Origin of the sequence: Streptomyces sp. NPDC048751, from assembly GCF_043198595.1 — a bacterium.
Lineage (GTDB): Bacteria > Actinomycetota > Actinomycetes > Streptomycetales > Streptomycetaceae > Streptomyces.
Genome location: NZ_JBICUX010000001.1, coordinates 1,503,164 through 1,520,795, shown reverse-complemented (window position 1 = coordinate 1,520,795; position 17,632 = coordinate 1,503,164). Strand labels below are relative to the sequence as shown.

The 17,632-nt window shown below is 71.1% G+C and carries 14 protein-coding genes; 10 read left to right on the top strand and 4 right to left on the bottom strand.

Features of this window, described 5'->3' with window-relative positions:
- From ACGFNV_RS06860 to ACGFNV_RS06840, 5 genes are all read left to right on the top strand, one after another.
- Positions 1–720, top strand: a 720-nt coding sequence (locus ACGFNV_RS06860; RefSeq protein ID WP_393619926.1) for a DUF3459 domain-containing protein, incomplete at its 5' end; no start/stop codon positions are given.
- A 32-nt stretch (positions 721–752) separates the two neighbouring features.
- Positions 753–2,471 carry a maltose alpha-D-glucosyltransferase gene (gene treS / locus ACGFNV_RS06855; protein ID WP_393619925.1) on the top strand — a complete coding sequence of 573 codons (1,719 nt, stop codon included), beginning with the start codon at positions 753–755 and terminating at the stop codon, positions 2,469–2,471.
- Positions 2,472–2,499: 28 nt separating this feature from the next.
- A complete protein-coding gene (locus ACGFNV_RS06850) occupies positions 2,500–3,867 on the top strand; it encodes a maltokinase (RefSeq protein WP_393619923.1) in 1,368 nt (455 codons plus the stop codon).
- Positions 3,868–3,874: 7 nt separating this feature from the next.
- The gene (glgB, locus tag ACGFNV_RS06845; RefSeq protein WP_393620067.1) at positions 3,875–6,079 is read left to right on the top strand and encodes a 1,4-alpha-glucan branching enzyme; all 2,205 of its coding nucleotides are present in this window, start codon (positions 3,875–3,877) and stop codon (positions 6,077–6,079) included.
- Positions 6,080–6,163: 84 nt separating this feature from the next.
- Positions 6,164–7,255, top strand: a complete 1,092-nt coding sequence (locus ACGFNV_RS06840) for a glutamate--cysteine ligase (protein ID WP_393619921.1) — start codon at positions 6,164–6,166, stop codon at positions 7,253–7,255.
- A gap of 2 nt (positions 7,256–7,257) precedes the next feature.
- On the opposite strand, the gene ACGFNV_RS06835 is transcribed toward ACGFNV_RS06840, so the two are convergent.
- Positions 7,258–7,434: a DUF6480 family protein gene (locus ACGFNV_RS06835; RefSeq protein WP_393619920.1), complete on the bottom strand. Its 177-nt coding sequence runs from the start codon at positions 7,432–7,434 to the stop codon at positions 7,258–7,260.
- A 153-nt stretch (positions 7,435–7,587) separates the two neighbouring features.
- Here ACGFNV_RS06835 and ACGFNV_RS06830 point away from each other — a divergent pair, with 153 nt between their 5' ends.
- The 3 genes from ACGFNV_RS06830 to ACGFNV_RS06820 all read left to right on the top strand — a co-directional run bounded on the left by ACGFNV_RS06830 (position 7,588) and on the right by ACGFNV_RS06820 (position 13,606).
- Positions 7,588–9,492, top strand: a complete 1,905-nt coding sequence (locus ACGFNV_RS06830) for an AMP-dependent synthetase/ligase (protein WP_393619919.1) — start codon at positions 7,588–7,590, stop codon at positions 9,490–9,492.
- Positions 9,493–9,694: 202 nt separating this feature from the next.
- The gene (locus ACGFNV_RS06825) at positions 9,695–11,041 is read left to right on the top strand and encodes an NAD(P)/FAD-dependent oxidoreductase (protein WP_393620065.1); all 1,347 of its coding nucleotides are present in this window, start codon (positions 9,695–9,697) and stop codon (positions 11,039–11,041) included.
- Positions 11,042–11,338: 297 nt separating this feature from the next.
- Positions 11,339–13,606, top strand: coding sequence for an FUSC family protein (locus tag ACGFNV_RS06820; protein ID WP_393619918.1), 2,268 nt, complete (start codon positions 11,339–11,341; stop codon positions 13,604–13,606).
- Between the two features lie 27 nt (positions 13,607–13,633).
- Here the strand turns inward: ACGFNV_RS06820 and ACGFNV_RS06815 are convergent, their stop codons facing one another.
- The 3 genes from ACGFNV_RS06815 to ACGFNV_RS06805 all read right to left on the bottom strand — a co-directional run bounded on the left by ACGFNV_RS06815 (position 13,634) and on the right by ACGFNV_RS06805 (position 15,457).
- Positions 13,634–14,470 (bottom strand): DUF1206 domain-containing protein, encoded by an 837-nt coding sequence (locus ACGFNV_RS06815; protein WP_393619917.1) that lies wholly within the window; start codon positions 14,468–14,470, stop codon positions 13,634–13,636.
- A 107-nt stretch (positions 14,471–14,577) separates the two neighbouring features.
- Entirely contained in the window at positions 14,578–14,826 is a 249-nt protein-coding gene (locus ACGFNV_RS06810) for a DUF5133 domain-containing protein (RefSeq protein WP_393619916.1), read from the bottom strand.
- A 187-nt stretch (positions 14,827–15,013) separates the two neighbouring features.
- Positions 15,014–15,457 (bottom strand): ATP-binding protein, encoded by a 444-nt coding sequence (locus tag ACGFNV_RS06805; RefSeq protein ID WP_393619915.1) that lies wholly within the window; start codon positions 15,455–15,457, stop codon positions 15,014–15,016.
- A 203-nt stretch (positions 15,458–15,660) separates the two neighbouring features.
- On the opposite strand from ACGFNV_RS06805, the gene ACGFNV_RS06800 reads away from it, so the two are divergent.
- Positions 15,661–15,906, top strand: coding sequence for a hypothetical protein (locus ACGFNV_RS06800; protein ID WP_393619914.1), 246 nt, complete (start codon positions 15,661–15,663; stop codon positions 15,904–15,906).
- 32 nt (positions 15,907–15,938) lie between these two features.
- The gene (locus tag ACGFNV_RS06795; RefSeq protein WP_393619913.1) at positions 15,939–17,417 is read left to right on the top strand and encodes an aminotransferase class I/II-fold pyridoxal phosphate-dependent enzyme; all 1,479 of its coding nucleotides are present in this window, start codon (positions 15,939–15,941) and stop codon (positions 17,415–17,417) included.
- Positions 17,418–17,632: the final 215 nt, after the last annotated feature.

Here is a 17,632-nt window from a genome sequence, read left to right as displayed (position 1 = left end):
GCCTTCACCCGCCCCGCGATGATGCACACCCTGGCCCAGATCGGCTTCCAGCAGTCCTACACCTACTTCACCTGGCGCAACACAAAGCAGGAACTTACCGAATACCTGACCGAACTGTCGGGCGAGGCCGCCTCCTACATGCGGCCCAACTTCTTCGCCAACACCCCCGACATCCTGCACGCCTACCTCCAGCACGGCGGCCGCCCCGCCTTCGCCGTCCGCGCCGTCCTGGCCGCCACCCTCTCCCCCACCTGGGGCATCTACAGCGGCTACGAACTCTGCGAGAACACCCCCCTGCGCGAAGGCAGCGAGGAATACCTCGACTCCGAGAAGTACCAGCTGCGCCCCCGCGACTGGGAGGCCGCCGCCCGCGAGGGCCGCACCCTCGCCCCCCTCATCACCCGCCTCAACACCATCCGACGCCGCCATCCCGCGTTGCGGCGGCTCAGGAACCTCCGCTTCCACCACACCGACAACGACGCCGTCCTCGCCTACAGCAAGCGCACCGGGGCCGACACGGTGATCGTGGTCGTCAATCTCGACCCTCACCACACCCAGCAGGCGACGGTCTCGTTGGACATGCCGCACCTCGGCCTGGACCAGGGCGCGTCCCTGTCCGTGCACGACGAGCTGACGGGTGCCACCTACCAGTGGGGCAGCACCAACTACGTGTGCCTGGATCCCGCCCGGGCGCCGGCCCACGTGCTCCACGTCAGGTGAGCCGCACCGCAGATCGGAGGGTCAAGAGCGTCATGACTGTCAACGAGCCCGTCCCGGACACCTTCGAGGACACACCCGCCAAGGACCGGGACCCGGACTGGTTCAAGCGCGCCGTCTTCTACGAGGTCCTGGTCCGCTCCTTCCAGGACAGCAACGGCGACGGCATCGGCGACCTCAAGGGCCTGACCGCCAAGCTCGACTACCTCCAGTGGCTCGGCGTCGACTGCCTCTGGCTGCCGCCCTTCTTCAAGTCACCCCTGCGTGACGGCGGCTACGACGTCTCCGACTACACCGCCGTCCTGCCCGAGTTCGGCGACCTCGCCGACTTCGTCGAGTTCGTCGACGCCGCCCACCAGCACGGCATGCGCGTCATCATCGACTTCGTCATGAACCACACCAGCGACCAGCACCCGTGGTTCCAGGAGTCCCGCGCCAACCCGGACGGACCCTACGGCGACTACTACGTGTGGGCCGACGACGACAAGCAGTTCCAGGACGCGCGGATCATCTTCGTCGACACCGAGGCGTCCAACTGGACCTTCGACCCGGTGCGTGGCCAGTACTTCTTCCACCGGTTCTTCTCGCACCAGCCGGACCTCAACTACGAGAACCCGGCCGTGCAGGAGGAGATCCTCGCAGCCCTGCGCTTCTGGCTGGACCTGGGCATCGACGGGTTCCGGCTCGACGCCGTGCCCTATCTCTACGCCGAAGAGGGCACCAACTGCGAGAACCTCCCGGCCACCCACGAGTTCCTCAAGCGGGTGCGCAAGGACATCGACGCCCACTACCCGGACACCGTGCTGCTGGCGGAGGCCAACCAGTGGCCCGAGGACGTCGTCGACTACTTCGGCGACTACGCCTCCGGCGGCGACGAGTGCCACATGGCGTTCCACTTCCCCGTCATGCCCCGCATCTTCATGGCCGTGCGCCGCGAGTCGCGCTACCCCGTCTCGGAGATCCTCGCCAAGACCCCCGCCATCCCCGCCGGCTGCCAGTGGGGCATCTTCCTGCGCAACCACGACGAGCTCACGCTCGAAATGGTCACCGACGAAGAGCGCGACTACATGTACGCGGAGTACGCGAAAGATCCGCGCATGCGCGCCAACATCGGCATCCGGAGGCGCCTGGCGCCCCTGCTGGACAACGACCGCAACCAGATCGAGCTGTTCACCGCCCTGCTGCTGTCCCTGCCGGGCTCGCCGATCCTCTACTACGGCGACGAGATCGGCATGGGCGACAACATCTGGCTCGGCGACCGCGACGGCGTCCGCACACCGATGCAGTGGACACCGGACCGCAACGCCGGCTTCTCCACGGCCGATCCCGGCCGTCTCTACCTGCCGACGATCATGGACCCGGTCCACGGGTTCCAGGTCACCAACGTCGAGGCGTCGATGTCGTCGCCCTCGTCGCTGCTGCACTGGACCCGCCGCATGATCGAGATCCGCAAGCAGAACCCCGCCTTCGGCCTCGGCTCCTACACCGAGTTGCAGTCGTCGAACCCGGCGGTCCTCGCCTTCCTGCGTGAATACGAGGACGACCTGGTGCTGTGCGTGAACAACTTCTCCCGGTTCGCCCAGCCCACCGAGCTGGACCTGCGCGAGTTCGACGGACGGCACCCGGTCGAGCTGTTCGGCGGGGTGCGCTTCCCCGCGATCGGCGAACTGCCGTACCTGCTGACCATGGCGGGCCACGGCTTCTACTGGTTCCGGCTCGCCCGAGTCGCATCCCGCATCGGCCGCCGCCACTGAGCGTGCGCCGAGGAAAGGACGCGTCACCATGCCGAAGACCGCATCTCTCGACCCGAGCAGTACCGGCATCGCCCAGCCGATGGCGTCGCTCGGGGAGTTGTTGCGCGAGTGGCTGCCGCGGCAGCGCTGGTTCGCCGGCAAGGACCGACCGGTCACGGATCTGCGTCTGCTGTCCATGACCGAGCTGTATCCGGGCTGTCTGCACCTGCTGGTCCAGGCGGACCACGCGCCGGTCCCCACTCCGGGCGGTGGCACCCTCACGCCCGGCGGTGACTGCTACCAGCTCCTCATCGGAGTGCAGGAGCATCTGTCGCCGCGTCTCGGCCGGGCCCTGATCGGCCGGGCGGACAGCGGTCCGTTCGCCGGTCTGACGGTCTACGACGCGCTCCTGGACCCCCGTTCGGCGCATCTGCTCCTCGAGCGGATGCGGCACCCCGGCACCCTGGGCCCTCTGCACTTCCACTCGGACCCGGCGGTGCCGCTGCCCTCCGGTCTCGCGCCGCGGCTGCTGGACGCCGAGCAGTCCAACACCTCGCTGGTGTACGGCGACGCGTTCATCCTGAAGGTCTTCCGACGCATCCAGCCGGGCGTCAACCCCGATCTGGAGGTGCCGGTCGCGCTGGCCGGCCAGGGCTGTGGACGGGTGCCCGCGCCGGTGGCCTGGTTCCGCACGACGCAGCCGCAGGAGGCGACGCTCGGCGTGCTCCAGCCGTTCCTGCCCGACGCCTCGGACGGCTGGACACTGGCCCTGCACGCGCTGTCCCGGGGCGAGGACTTCATGGCGGAGGCGCACGATCTGGGGCGGGCCACGGCGGACGTCCACCTGGCGCTGGCCGCGGCCTTCCCCGGGGGTGATCCCGGCGGGGGCGGGGCGATGGCGACGGCGATGACCGAGCGGCTGGAGGCGGCCGCGCTCGCGGTGCCCGCCCTGCGGCCGTTCGTGCCCGGGCTGCGCACCGCCTTCGCCGCCCTGGTCGCCTGCGACTCCGGGCCGAGCGCCCAGCGCATCCACGGCGACCTGCATCTGGGGCAGGTGCTGCGGGCGGGGCGGGAGTGGTTCGTCATCGACTTCGAGGGTGAGCCGTCCCGTCCGCTCGCCGAGCGGCGCAGCGTGCACTCCCCGGTGCGGGACATCGCCGGCATGCTGCGCTCCTTCGACTACGCCGCCCGGCAGCGCCGCCCCTGGCGCCCGGAGTGGGCGCGGCGGTGCCGTGAGGCCTACTGCGCCGGTTACGCCGTACGAGCGGGCTGGGACCCGCGCAAGAAGCACGCCCTGCTCCGTGCCTACGAGACGGACCGGGCCGTGTACGAGGTTCTCTACGAGGCCCGGCACCGTCCCGCCTGGCTTCCCGTACCGATGGCGGCGATCGAACGTCTCGCCGTCCGAGGAGGCTGACCCGATGGTGGCACTGCGCGACACGTCGCTCCCCGAGCCGGCGGGCCCGTTCCCGCCGACGGCCCCCGCCCTGGACGCCGGCGAGCGTGCGCGCCTGCTGTCGGGTGCCCATCACGACCCGCACGCCCTGCTGGGCGCGCATCCGGTGCCGGGTGGGATCGCCTTCCGTGCCCTGCGCCCGTTCGCCGACGCCGTGAGCCTCGTGATCGACGGCGAGCGCACGGCGCTCACCTCGGAGGGTGACGGCCTCTTCTCCGCCCTGCTGCCGCTCGACGCGATCCCGGCGTACACGCTGGTGGTGGTGTACGGCGGCGACGAGCACGAGGTGCACGACCCGTACCGATTCCTGCCGGCGCTCGGCGAGCTGGACCTGCATCTGATCCGGGAGGGGCGGCACGAGCAGTTGTGGCGGGCGCTCGGGGCGGAGCCGATGACGCACCAGGGCGTGACCGGCACCCGGTTCACGGTCTGGGCGCCGAACGCGCGAGGCGTGCGGGTCGCCGCGGACTTCACGTGCTGGGACGGGACGGCGTTCCCGATGCGGTCGCTCGGCGCGTCCGGGGTGTGGGAGCTGTTCCTGCCGGGCGTCGGTGAGGGTACGAAGTACAAGTTCGAGATCACCTCGCGGTACGGCGAGCGGTTCCTGAAGGCCGACCCGATGGCACGGCGGACGGAGGTGCCGCCGGACACGGCGTCCATCGTGACGGCCTCCCACTACGAGTGGGGCGACCAGGAGTGGCTGGCCCACCGCGGTGACACCCCGGTGCACGAGGCCCCGTTCTCGGTGTACGAGGTGCATCTCCCGTCCTGGCGGCAGGGGTTGACGTACCGTGAGCTCGCCGAGCAGCTGCCGCCGTACGTCAAGGACCTCGGCTTCACGCACGTGGAGCTGATGCCGGTCGCCGAGCATCCCTTCGGCGGCTCCTGGGGCTACCAGGTCACCGGCTTCTACGCGCCGACCTCGCGGCTGGGCACGCCGGACGACTTCCGGTGTCTGATCGACTCCCTGCACCGGGCCGGCATCGGCGTGATCATGGACTGGGTTCCGGCCCACTTCCCCAAGGACGACTGGGCGTTGGCCCGCTTCGACGGGGACGCGCTGTACGAGCCCGGGGACTCGCGCCGCGCCGAGCATCCGGACTGGGGCACGTACGAGTTCGACTACGGGCGCACCGAGGTGCGCAACTTCCTGGTCGCCAACGCGGTGTACTGGTGCGAGGAGTTCCACATCGACGGCCTGCGCGTGGACGCGGTCGCCTCGATGCTGTACCTCGACTACTCGCGCGAGGCGGGCCAGTGGGAGGCGAACGCCTACGGCGGCCGGGAGGACCTGGCCGCGATGACGTTCCTGCAGGAGATGAACGCGACCGTGTACCGGCGGGTGCCGGGTGTGGTGACGATCGCCGAGGAGTCCACCGCCTGGGGCGGGGTGACCCGGCCGACCGACAGCGGCGGTCTCGGCTTCGGCCTGAAGTGGAACATGGGCTGGATGCACGACTCGCTGGAGTACATCAAGCACGAGCCCGTGCACCGCAAGTACCACCACCACGAGATGACCTTCTCGATGGTGTACGCCTACAGCGAGAACTACGTCCTGCCGATCTCCCACGACGAGGTCGTGCACGGCAAGCAGGCCCTGGTCTCCAAGATGCCGGGCGACTGGTGGCAGCGGCGCGCCAACCACCGTGCCTACCTGGGCTTCATGTGGGCCCACCCCGGCAAGCAACTGCTGTTCATGGGGCAGGAGTTCGCGCAGGGCGGCGAGTGGTCGGAGGCGCACGGGCCCGACTGGTGGCTGCTCGACCCGGCGTACAGCGCCGAGCCGGACCACCGGGGTGTGCGGGACCTCGTCCGCGACCTCAACGTCCTCTACCGCCACACCCCGGCCCTGTGGCAGCGGGACACCGACCCGTCGGGCTTCAGGTGGGTGGCCTGCCACTCCGCCGACGACAACGTCTTCGCCTTCCTGAGGTACGACGCCGACGGCACCCCGCTCCTCGCGGTGAGCAACTTCTCTCCCGTGGTACGCCACGACTACCGCCTCGGCGTCCCCGAGGACGTCCCCGCCTGGCTGGAGGTCCTCAACACGGACGCCGCCCGCTACGGCGGCAGCGATGTCACCAACCCGGACCCGGTGAAGCCGGAGGACGGGTCGATCGGGCTCACGTTGCCGCCTCTTGCCACGGTGTGGTTGATGCCTTACCCCGTGTGAACCACGCCCGGCGGGGCATTCGGGGGCGTACGACCGGGGCGTCCCCGTCGTCGCCGCCGTAGGCCAGCAGAAAGGGCTGATCCCGTGCGCACCGTCGGAGTGGAGGAGGAACTCCTCCTGGTCGACCCGGAGACCGGCGAACCGCAGGCGCTCTCCGCCGCCGTACTCGCCCACGCGGAGCGGGAGGAGAAGGAGCAGGACGTCTTCGAGAAGGAACTCCACGACCAGATGCTGGAGTTCGCCACGCATCCGCAGTCGGGCATGGAGGCGCTGGGAGAGGAGATCGTCCGCTGCCGCAAGGAGGCGGGCCGGCACGCCCGGGAGACCGGGTGCGCGGTCGCCGCGCTCGCCACGTCACCGCTGCCGGTGAGCCCCGCCGTGGGGATGACCCGCCGCTACCGGTGGATGGCGGAGCACTACGGGATCGCGACCCGCGAACAACTCGTCCTTGGATGTCATGTCCATGTGTCCGTCGAGTCGGACGAGGAGGGCGTGGCGGTCATCGACCGGGTGCGACCGTGGCTGGCGGTGCTGATGGCGCTGAGCACCAACTCGCCCTTCTGGATGGGCCGGGACTCGGGCTACAGCAGCTATCGCAGCAGGGTGTGGCAGCGCTGGCCGTCGGCCGGTCCGACGGAGCTGTTCCACTCGCCGGAGCGCTATCACCGACGCGTCGCCGACATGGTGGCCACGGGCACCATCCTCGACGAGGGCATGATCTACTTCGACGCCCGGCTGTCCCCGCGCTATCCCACGGTGGAGATCCGCGTGTCGGACGTGTGTCTGCACGCCGACACGGCCGTCCTGATAGCGACGCTCGCCCGCGGTCTCGTCGAGACCGCCGCCCGGGAGTGGCGGGCCGGCCGCGAGCCGGTCGACCACAGTGTGAGCCTGCTGCGGCTGGCCGACTGGCGTGCCGCCCGCTCCGGCCTGACCGGTGAGCTGCTGCACCCGAAGACCATGCGGCGCACGCCCGCCGAGACGGTCGTACGGGCGTTGCTGGAGCACGTCGAGGACGCGCTCCGCGACACCGGGGACCTCGACCTCGCCCGCACGACCTGCCAGGAACTGCTGCGGCACGGCAACGGGGCCCAGATACAGTGCGCGCTGCTGGAGCGGACCGGCAGCCTGCGGGACGTCGTCACGGAGTGCGTGCGCCAGACCCAGGCCGGCTGACGTCAGAGGATCAGGGTCAGTGGCGCCTTTGCCCAGCCCTTGGGAGGGTTGTGCGTCTCCCGCGGTCCGGCCTCCGGAAGCTGCTTTCCGCGGGTGGGATTTCGCCCGGGGGGCACGCCCCCACCCGGTTCGAGACCGGTGGTGCGCTCGGGCTCAGGATCGGGATTGACGTAACTCATGCCCTCCGAGTCCCCCCGGTCCGCCCCGGACCATCGTCGTCGGAATACTTCTCGATTCCCGGCACCATCCGGTCTCACCTGGGCTACATTCGACCACCGCCGATAACGGTCCTCGTCGGTGGAGTCACACCCCGTACACGTCAGGAGCAGTGCATGCGCGACTTCGCTCTCGCTCCCCCAGCCGTTCCGTCCCTGACCGGAGGGCTCGCCGACAGCATCTTCGAGACCGCGGACCGCTCCCCCGCCCTGCGGGTGCTGGCGCGTCGGCCCGATCCCGCCTCCACCACATGGGAGGCGGTGACCGCGATCGAACTGCGCGACCAAGTGGTCGATCTGGCCAAAGGTCTGATCGCCTCCGGAATCTCACCGGGGCAGCGCGTGGCCATGATGGCCCGCACCCGCTACGAGTGGACGGTGCTGGCGTACGCCCTGTGGACGGTGGGTGCCGAGGTGGTCCCGATCCCGCCCGCGTCGTCACGGGACCAGGTGGAGTTCATCCTGCGGGACTCCGGCTGCGTCGGCGTGGTCGTCGAGGACGAGCAGACCGTCATGACGGTGGGCTCGGTGTGCGCGACGCTGCCGACGCTGCGGCACGTGTGGCAACTGGACGCCGGGGCGCTGGAGCAGCTGGTGGTGCGGGGCGAGGACGTACCGCTCGCCACCGTGGACTCGCTGCGCCGGATCGTGATGCCGGACTCCACCGCGGTCGTCGCCTACACCTCCGGCTCCTCCGGCCGCCCGCTGGGCTGCGCGCTGAGCCATCGGGGCCTGGCCAACCCGTGCGACACCCTGCTCGCGGGCTGGGGCCACACGGCGGCGCGGCCGGGAGAGCAGCCGGCCGTCCTCGCCTTCCTGCCGTTCTCCCACGTCTACGGCCTGATGATCCAGGGCCTGTGTCTGCGCGGCGGTCTGCTGATGGGCCACGAGCCCGAGCTGAGCGAGGAGGCGCTGGCGTCGGCGCTGCGCTCGTTCCGGCCGACGTATTTCTACGCGGTGCCGTCCGTGTTCGAGAAGATCTACAAGACGTTCCTGCGCACCGCCGAACAGGCGGGCCGGGGCGCGCTGTTCGAGCGGGCCGCCGAGACGGCACGGGACTTCGCCGCGGCCCTGGAACGGCAGCGGCTGGGCCGGGGGTCGGGGCCCGGTCTCGACCTGCGGCTGCAGCACGCGCTGTACGAGCGGACGGTGTACCGCAGGCTGCGCGCCGCGTTCGGCGGCCGGGTGGTCCGCGCGGTGTCGGGCGGCTCCCCGCTCAACCGCGAGCTGTCCCACTTCTACGAGGGCATCGGCATCTACGTGCACGACGGCTACGGGCTGACCGAGACCAGCGGCGGCATCACCATGCAGCCGCTGGGCCGGGAGAAGTCGGGCACGGTCGGGCAGGCCCTGCCGGGCTCGGAGATCGCGGTGGCCGAGGACGGCGAGATCCTGGTGCGCGGCCCTTCGGTGTTCCAGGGCTACGTGGGCGACGAGGCCGCGACCCGGGCGGCCCTGTGGGGCGGCTGGCTGGCGACGGGAGACCTCGGGCACCTGGACTCCGAGGGCTATCTGACGATCACCGGGCGCAAGAAGGACGTCATCATCACCAGCGGCGGCACGAGCGTGGCCCCGGCCCTGCTCGAACAGCGGCTGCGGATGCATCCGCTCGTCCACCAGGCGGTGGTCGTGGGCGACAACCGGCCCTGCGTGGGCGCGCTGATCACCCTGGACCCGGACTTCCTGGCGCACTGGCGCGGCCGCCTCGCCCTGCAGGGCGACACGCCCAGCCGGGAGGCCCGCGAGGAGAACGCGCTGCGGGACGAGATCGGGCGGGCGGTGGCCGCGGCCAACAGCGCCGTGTCCCGCTCGGAGTCCATCCGCGCCTTCCGGGTGCTGCCGGAGCCGTTCGACCTGGCCAACGGGCTGCTGACGCCGTCGATGAAGCTGCGCCGGGACTCGATCGTGCAGCACTACGCGGCGGAGATCGAGGCGATGTACCAGGCACGCGCTCCGCTGCCCCGGCAGAACCCGGTCGAAGAGGTACTGAGCTGGGACGACTCGGACAACGTGTTCCGGTAGGAGCGGTTCCCCTTTCCCGGCCCGAGGATCATGCTGGTGCGCACGTGTTCGGCTGCGTGCCCGCCCGGCTGGCGGGAAGGCATCGGGCGCGATGGGATCAATGAGGTGCCAAGACGCGATCCGAGGGCACGCGAATGGCGTTGAGGCATACCGCCTGGAGCCGCAGAAGGGATGGAACATCGTGACACGACCCAGGATCCTGGTGGTGGGGGCGGGCTTCGCCGGAGTGGAGTGCGTACGACGTCTGGAACGCAAACTCGCCCCTGACGAGGCAGACGTCACCCTGGTGACGCCGTTCTCCTACCAGCTCTACCTGCCCCTGCTGCCCCAGGTCGCCTCGGGTGTGCTGACGCCCCAGTCGATCGCCGTCTCCCTGCGCCGCAGCCGCAGGTACCGCACCCGGATCATTCCGGGCGGCGCGATCGGTGTGGACCTCAAGTCCAAGGTCTGCGTGATCCGCACCATCACCGAACAGATCGTCAACGAGCCCTACGACTACATCGTGCTGGCGCCCGGCAGCATCACCCGCACCTTCGACATCCCCGGCCTCACCGACCACGCCTTCGGCATGAAGACGCTCGCGGAGGCCGCCTACGTCCGCGACCACGTCATCTCCCAGCTCGACCTGGCCGACGCCAGCGACGATCCGGCGGAGCGGGCCTCCCGGCTGCAGTTCGTGGTGGTCGGCGGCGGTTACGCGGGGACCGAGACCGCGGCCTGTCTGCAACGGCTGACGCACGCGGCCGTCAAGCGCTATCCGCGCATCGACCCGTCGCTGATCAAGTGGCATCTGATCGACATCGCCCCGAAGCTGATGCCCGAGCTCGGCGACAAGCTGGGCCGCAGCGCCCAGGAGATCCTGCGCCGGCGCGGCATCGAGATCTCCCTCGGCGTCTCCCTGGAGAAGGCGGCGGCGAACGAGGTCACGTTCACCGACGGCCGGGTGGTGCCCACCCGCACGCTCATCTGGACGGCTGGTGTTGCCGCCAGTCCGCTGATGAGCACGCTCGGGGCCGAGACGGTGCGCGGGCGGCTCGCGGTCACCGCCGAGATGAACCTGCCCGGCAACGACGGTGTCTTCGCCCTCGGTGACGCCGCCGCCGTGCCCGACAAGGCGAAGGGCGACGAGGCCGCCGTCTGCCCGCCGACCGCGCAGCACGCCATGCGTCAGGGCAAGCACGTGGCGGACAACGTCATCGCCACGCTGCGCGGCCGGCCCCTGGAACCGTACGTGCACAAGGACCTGGGCCTCGTCGTCGACCTCGGCGGCACCGACGCCGTCTCCAAGCCGCTCGGCATCGAGCTGCGGGGCCTGCCCGCGCAGGCCGTCGCCCGCGGATACCACTGGTCGGCGCTGCGCACGAACGTCGCCAAGGCCCGCGTCCTGACCAACTGGACGCTCAACGCCCTGGCCGGGGACGATTTCGTCCGCACCGGCTTCCAGGCCCGCAAGCCCGCCACGCTGAAGGACTTCGAGTACACGGACGCGTATCTGACACCGGAGCAGGTACGGGAACAGGTGGAGGCGGCGCCGAAGCGGGAGCTGTGACAGGCCGGTAGAGAGGCCTCCGACAGGCTGCCGCGGCCCGTCCGACACGGCGTTCGCCGAGCGGGCGGGCCCGGGGCGTCCGGTGCCTGGGGGGCCGAGCGGGCGCCGGAGTCGGTCGCAGTCCGGCTGCCGGTGGCGCGGCACGGGCGTCGGTGGCCACGGCGGCGTGGGCGCCGGTGCCTGTTCCGGAGGCCGTGCTGCCGGCCGGCCCGGTGGGTGGAGGGGGACCCGTCGGGCGTCGCATGCCATGCTGGCAGCTGGATCTTGGTGCGAGGCTAGGCGGGAGAGCGCGTCGGCGTGAGGGTGGCGGGACGGTCGGTACGGTCGGTGTGGGCGGAGCTGCGGGATCGGGCGGCGGCGTCCGATCCGGGGCTGCTGCGGCTGGCGGCCGGGCTCAGAACCGTGTCGGCGATCGTGCTGACGCTGGTCGTCCTCAGTCTGCTGCGGGCCGATGTGACCCATCTGGTCGCCGGGGCCATGGCGGCGATGGTCTCCACCTTCGCCATCCGCGAGAAGCAGCGCGGCCCGCAGGCCGTCACGCTCGCCCTGGGCCTGCCCGTGGCGCTGGCCTCGGTGTCGCTCAGCGCGCTGCTCAACACGCGGGTCGTCGTCGGTGACCTGTTCTTCGTCGCGCTGATCTTCGGCGCGGTCTACATCCGCCGGTTCGGCGACCGCGGCACGGCGCTCGGGCTGATCGGGTTCCAGATCTACTTCCTGTCCCTGTTCGTCGGCGCCACCCCCGGCCAACTGCCCGAGCTGTACGCGGCGATCGCGGTGGCCTTCGGATGCAGCGCGCTGGCCCGCTTCGTCCTGGTCCCGGAGACACCCACCGGTGTGCTGGAGCGGCTGCGCAAGGCGTTCCGGGCCCGGCTCGCCCAGCTGCTGAGCGCGCAGATCGAGCTGCTGGACGCGGATCCGGACGACCTGGAGAAGGCGCTGGACGACGTCCGCCAGAAGACCGCGCGGCTGCACGAGAGCGCGCTGATGATCCAGTCCCGGCTGGGCGAGGGCACCTCCGACGAGGCCGTGGCGCGACTGGTGCAGCGCCGGATCGCCGACGCCGAGATCGCCGCCGAGCGGCTGGGTCTGCTCCTGCTGAACCTGCGCAGCGCCGAGCGCGCGGACACGCTCACCATGCATCTGCCGGGGGCCTCCTTCCCGGCGGCCGATCCACTGCCCGAGCGGGACGAGGCGACCGTCACGCTGCGCCGGGACCTCCAGTCGCTGCGGCTGCTCGTGCTGCGGCCCGGCGTCGCGGGCCTGAGTACCGCGCTGGCGCAGATCCGCAACCGGCTCCTCGGCTACCGTGACGAGAAGAATCTGCCGCCGGCGGCACCGGCCGTCCAGGACGCCTTCCGGGGAATCGGCGAGAGCGCGCGGGCCGTCCTCGGCCTGCGGATCGCGCTGGAGGGACCGCTGGACGAGTCGGACGAGTCCGACGACTCCCCCGAGACGACCCGCTCGCGCGAGGAGCTGGACGCCGAGGACGCGGCCATCGGCGCGAGTGAGGAGAGCGAGGACGAGGAGCCGCGGGACACCGGGCTGCGGCGCCCGACCACGCGTGCCGCCGTGCAGGTCGCGGTGGGGTCGGCGCTCGCCATCGTCGGCGGTGAGCTGCTCTCCGCGCATCGCTGGTACTGGGCGGTGCTGACCTGCTGGATCGTCTTCCTCAACACCGCCTCCACCGGCGAGATCCTGGTCAAGGGGTACCGTCGGCTGCTGGGCACCGTGTTCGGCGTCGTCGCCGGCATTGTGCTGGCGGGGGTGGTCGGGCAGCACACCTGGACGGCGTTCGGACTGGTGCTGCTGCTGATCTTCGCGATGTTCTACTCGGCGCCGCTGTCCTACACGCTGATGTCGTTCTTCGTGACCGCGATGCTGGGGTTGCTCTACACCCTGCTGCACACCTACAGCATGTCGGTGCTGGTGCTGCGGGTGGAGGAGACGGCGCTCGGCGCGGCCTGCGGGGTCGTCGCGGCGGCGCTGGTGCTGCCGGTGCACACGGACCGCCGTACGAACGAGTTGCTCGCCACGGCGCTGGACCGGCTCTCCGACGTCACCGAGGCGGCCGTCGACCAGCTCAGCGGCGAACCCGCCACCGAACTGCTGGACCAGGCGCGGGACCTGGACACGGCGGTGGCCGATCTGCGGGCGTCCACCAAGCCGCTGACCCACCCGATCACCCCGCTGCGCACCCGCCGCGACACCGCGCTGTACGTGGTCGCGCTCCTGGAGACCTGCGCGTACCACGCCCGTTCCCTGGCCGCGACGGCCGAACTGCTGCCGACCCATCCGTCGATAGCGGCGGATCCCCGGCTGCGCAGGGCGGGGCGGCGCATCGCGCGCAACCTGGAGGTCATCGCCGCGCACGTGGCGGGCGAGCCGGACGCGGGCGAGGTGGAGACGGGGTCCAGCATCGCGTCCCTGCTCGGGCCCGACGTACCCGGCTCCCCGCGGTACGGGCGCGTCACCGACCGGGTGCTGCGGCATCTGCAGCGCCTGGACGAGGGCGTGGTGGGTCTGGCCAGGCCGCTGAACGTGCCGGTGGCCGAGCCGAAGCGGTGATCCCGCCCGGCCCGGCCCCCTACGGGCTCACACGCGGCGCCAGCGTGCCATCGCGAAGGAGAACAGTCCGAACATGACGAGCCCGATCGCGACGCAGACCAGCAGCCACGGTCCCAGCGGGGTGGCGGCGAAGGTGCGCAGGGTGTCGTCCAGGCCCTTGGCCTTGTCGGGTTCGTAGTCGATCGCCGCACGCACCGCGAAGGCTCCCGCCGCCGCGAACACCACACCGCGGGCCAGGCCGCCGCCCACCCCCGTCACGTCCACGAGCCGCCGCTTCCGGGGCGACAGCGCACCGAACTTGAGCTTGTCGTGGAAGGACCGGCGCAGCGCCTGTACGGCGATCCACACGCCCGCCACCACGATGCCGATGCCGGCCAGAGCGACGAGCCACTGTCCGGCGGGCCACTTCAGGACCTCGGCCGTGACGTCCTTGGACTGCTTATCGCTGGATCCGCCGCCGCTCCCCGACCCCGCCGCGAAGGCCAGTACGGAGTACGCGACGAACGCGTAGAAGACGGCCCTGACCAGCGACAGCAGTCGCTTGCGTGCCTTGCGCCCGTTCGGGCCGGTGGAGCCGAAGAGCGCCTCGGACAGCCGCCACAGCGCCATCCCCACCAGTCCGATGCCCAGCGCCCACAGCATGGCGGCGCCGAAGGGCTTCTGCGCGATCTCGGCGAGGGCGCCGTGCCGGTCCGCCTGATGCCCCTTGTCGCCGAAGGCGATCTGCAGGGCCAGCACCCCGACCAGGAAGTAGATCACCCCCCTCGCGGTGAACCCCGCCCTGGCGGCGCCCTCCGCCACCGAACCCTTCGCCGCCCGCTCGGCCTCCCTGCGGCCGGTGCGTGCCATGACCCTCGTATTCATCTCGGCCTCCCGAAATTCCGGATGCCCCGGGCCGGGGCGGACATACGCGGCCCCGCCCGGCCATGGGCGCGGGCGGGGCCGAAGGATGCTCATCCAGCCACCGGCGGTTATTCAGCCCCTGACGTCGCTCCGGTCAGAGGGCCGCGTGCGGCAGCGGGGTCGGCCGCCGAGAGCCAGCGGTGCGCGGCCTGAAGGGCTTGTCTCACGTCACGCGTCCCGGTGGAGACGCACAGGGTGTACGCCAGGTCCTGGGCCCGCGGGCTCGGCATGGACCCGTGTGTGGTCTGATCCACCGCAAGCAACGCCTCGTACTCCTCGACGAGTCGGCGCAGGACGGCGGGATGGGGCCTCAGCATCGGTGTCGCTCCTTGTGTCCGTTCGTGATGTCGACCGACGAGCACCGCGGAGACGTGGACACCGTCCGGACCGCCCAGAAGGCGCTCGCTGCGGTGGTACCGCTCCGCGGGTGCGCCTCCGGTCCGAAGCACGACACAGCGTCTGCCCCACACCCTTCACGGCAAACACACGTGTGTGAGGGCGAGTTCAGAAGACGGGCACCACGGCGGTGATGCGTTTCCCCCCGGAGGGCAGGTCGGACACCCGGACGTCACGCGAGAGCCGGCAGACGATCGGCCAGCCGCGGCCACCGGGGCGCCTGCGCCCTTGTTCGTCGAAAGGGTTGGTGGCCACGGGCAGTCGGTCGCTGCGGTCGCTGACGGACACCCGCACGGCGTGTTCGTCGACCTGGACGTCGTACTCCGTGACGCCGCCGCCGTGCAGGATGGCGTTGGTGGTCAGCTCCGAGGCGACGAGCAGCGCGTCGGAGAGTCCGTCCTCGTCGCACGGCGAGCCGGTGTCGCGGCACCGGCAGGCCACCGCGCACCGTATGGCGCTGCGGACATCGGCCGGGCGACACGGGCCATGGCCGTGGGGCCGGGCCCGGGCGTCCGGCGTGTCGATGGGTTCGGTCCTGTACTTCGCACGCATCCCCTTCGCTCCCTGAGTCGTGCTGCCTCGCTGGTCTGGAAGTTGCCGGGCCCGGCAGAGGTCCCTCTGTCCGGCTCACCGTTCAACGCCCGGTCAAACCGGACCCGACCCTTCATTCCGTCTGCTTCCGCCCGCTTCCGCTCGCTTCCGGCCAGAGGTGATCGGGGGGTCATCGAAGCGCGTCGAAGGGGTACGCGGACGCCATGAGGGATGTCGTGGACTCAGACGAACTGCTGCGCCGTATCCAGCGCGCCAGGGCCTGCGCGGACGAGGAGACGCGTGCCTGGCGGGCGCGGGGCGAGGAGCTGGAGCAGACCGATCCGGGCGGTGCGCGCGAGGCGGTCGTGCGGGGGCTGGCCTATGAGGCGGTGCTGAGGGTGCTGGACGAGATCGTCACGCCCGGGGCGCACAGCGAGGAGGCGGGGCCGCCGGCCGGTGGCGTGAGCTGATGGGAGGCCGTCGGCTAGGGAACCCGCCCCCCATGTCTGTCGACCACACGCGCGCACCGCTCCTGGAAGCCCTGACCGACTATCGCCGCAAGGGGCGGCTGTCGTTCACGCCGCCCGGGCACAAGCAGGCGCGTGGTGCCGACCCGGCGGTGCGCCAGGTGCTGGGGGACGCGGTCTTCCTCGGTGACCTGCTGGCCTCGGGCGGTCTCGACGACCGGCTCACCCGGGGGCAGGTACTGGAGAACGCCGAGCGGTTGATGGCGGACGCGGTCCATGCGGAGCACACGTTCTTCACGACGTGCGGAAGCTCGTTGTCCGTCAAGGCGGCGATGCTGTCCGTCGCGGGCCCGCACGAGAAACTGCTGGTGGGGCGGGACGCGCACAAGTCCGTGGTGTCGGGACTGATCATCTCCGGCATCGAGCCGGTCTGGGTCGAGCCGCGCTGGGACGCCCGGCGCCACCTCGCCCATCCCCCGTCGGCCGAGGAGTACGAGGCCGCGTTCCGGGCGCACCCGGACGCGAAGGGCGCGCTGATCACCAGTCCGACGCCGTACGGCGCCTGCGCCGATCTGCGCTCGGTGGCCGAGGTGTGTCACCGACGGTCGGTGCCACTGATCGTGGACGAGGCGTGGGGCGCCCATCTGCCCTTCCACCCCGACCTGCCGTCCTGGGCGATGGACGCGGGCGCCGACATCTGTGTGACGAGCATCCACAAGATGGGCAGCGGCCTGGAGCAGGGCTCCGTCTTCCACGTCCAGGGCGACCTGGTGCCGCCACAGCTGCTGAAGAACCGCGCGGACCTGCTGGGCACGACCAGCCCGTCGGTGCTGATCTTCGCGGGTCTGGACGGTTGGCGCCGGCAGATGGCGCTGCGCGGTCGCGAGATCATGGGCGGCACACTGGCCCTCGCCGCGGAGGTCCGGGCGGCGATCGAGGAGATCGACGGGCTGCACGTCAGCGACCGGGCCGACTTCTGCGGGCCGGGACTGGCCGACGACTTCGACCCGTTGCCCGGTGTCATCGACGTCACCGGGCTCGGGATCACCGGCTTCCAGGCGGCGGACTGGCTGCGTGAGGAACGGCGTCTGGACGCCCACCTCACCGATCACCGCCGCATCGGCGCGCAGATCACCCACGGGGACGACCGGGAGACGACCGGCGAGCTGCTCGCCGCGCTCAAGGACCTCGCGCGGGCCGCGCCGGACCTGCCCCCGGCCCCGCGGGTGGACGTTCCGCCGCCGTCCGAACTGCGCCTGGAGCAGGCCATGTTGCCGCGGGACGCGTTCTTCGGCCCCGCCGAGGACGTGCCCGTGGACGAGGCCGCAGGGCGGATCGCCGCGGAGATGGTGACGCCGTACCCGCCCGGGATCCCGGCGGTACTGCCCGGCGAACGGCTCAACGAACCGGTGCTGCGCTATCTGCGCACCGGGCTCGCGGCGGGCATGCACCTGCCGGACCCCGGCGATCCGGAACTGGAGACCGTCAGGGTCGTGGCGGGGGACGCGCAGTGAGGTCGCGGGTACGTGGTGTGACATCGGGGTGTCGTGAAGTGAAACGGGTCACGCGGCCGGGTTTCGAGTACGCGAAACCCGCGTAGATGGTTTACCGTTCATTCATAAGTGGTCACGGGGTCGACCGTATCGGTCCCCCGGCACCACCCTTGACGGCCCTGGCTGGCCTCCCCCGTCCAGCCAGGGCTTTTTCATGCCCACGGGAAGACCTCCCG

Bases quoted from the DNA above. Each gene is read 5' to 3' on its own strand.
- ACGFNV_RS06835 (WP_393619920.1), bottom strand. From the start codon at position 7,434: ATGAGTTACGTCAATCCCGATCCTGAGCCCGAGCGCACCACCGGTCTC.
- treS (WP_393619925.1), top strand. From the start codon at position 753: ATGACTGTCAACGAGCCCGTCCCGGACACCTTCGAGGACACACCCGCC.
- ACGFNV_RS06795 (WP_393619913.1), top strand. From the start codon at position 15,939: ATGTCTGTCGACCACACGCGCGCACCGCTCCTGGAAGCCCTGACCGAC.
- ACGFNV_RS06850 (WP_393619923.1), top strand. From the start codon at position 2,500: ATGCCGAAGACCGCATCTCTCGACCCGAGCAGTACCGGCATCGCCCAG.
- ACGFNV_RS06815 (WP_393619917.1), bottom strand. From the start codon at position 14,470: ATGAATACGAGGGTCATGGCACGCACCGGCCGCAGGGAGGCCGAGCGG.
- ACGFNV_RS06805 (WP_393619915.1), bottom strand. From the start codon at position 15,457: ATGCGTGCGAAGTACAGGACCGAACCCATCGACACGCCGGACGCCCGG.
- ACGFNV_RS06810 (WP_393619916.1), bottom strand. From the start codon at position 14,826: ATGCTGAGGCCCCATCCCGCCGTCCTGCGCCGACTCGTCGAGGAGTAC.
- ACGFNV_RS06800 (WP_393619914.1), top strand. From the start codon at position 15,661: ATGAGGGATGTCGTGGACTCAGACGAACTGCTGCGCCGTATCCAGCGC.
- ACGFNV_RS06830 (WP_393619919.1), top strand. From the start codon at position 7,588: ATGCGCGACTTCGCTCTCGCTCCCCCAGCCGTTCCGTCCCTGACCGGA.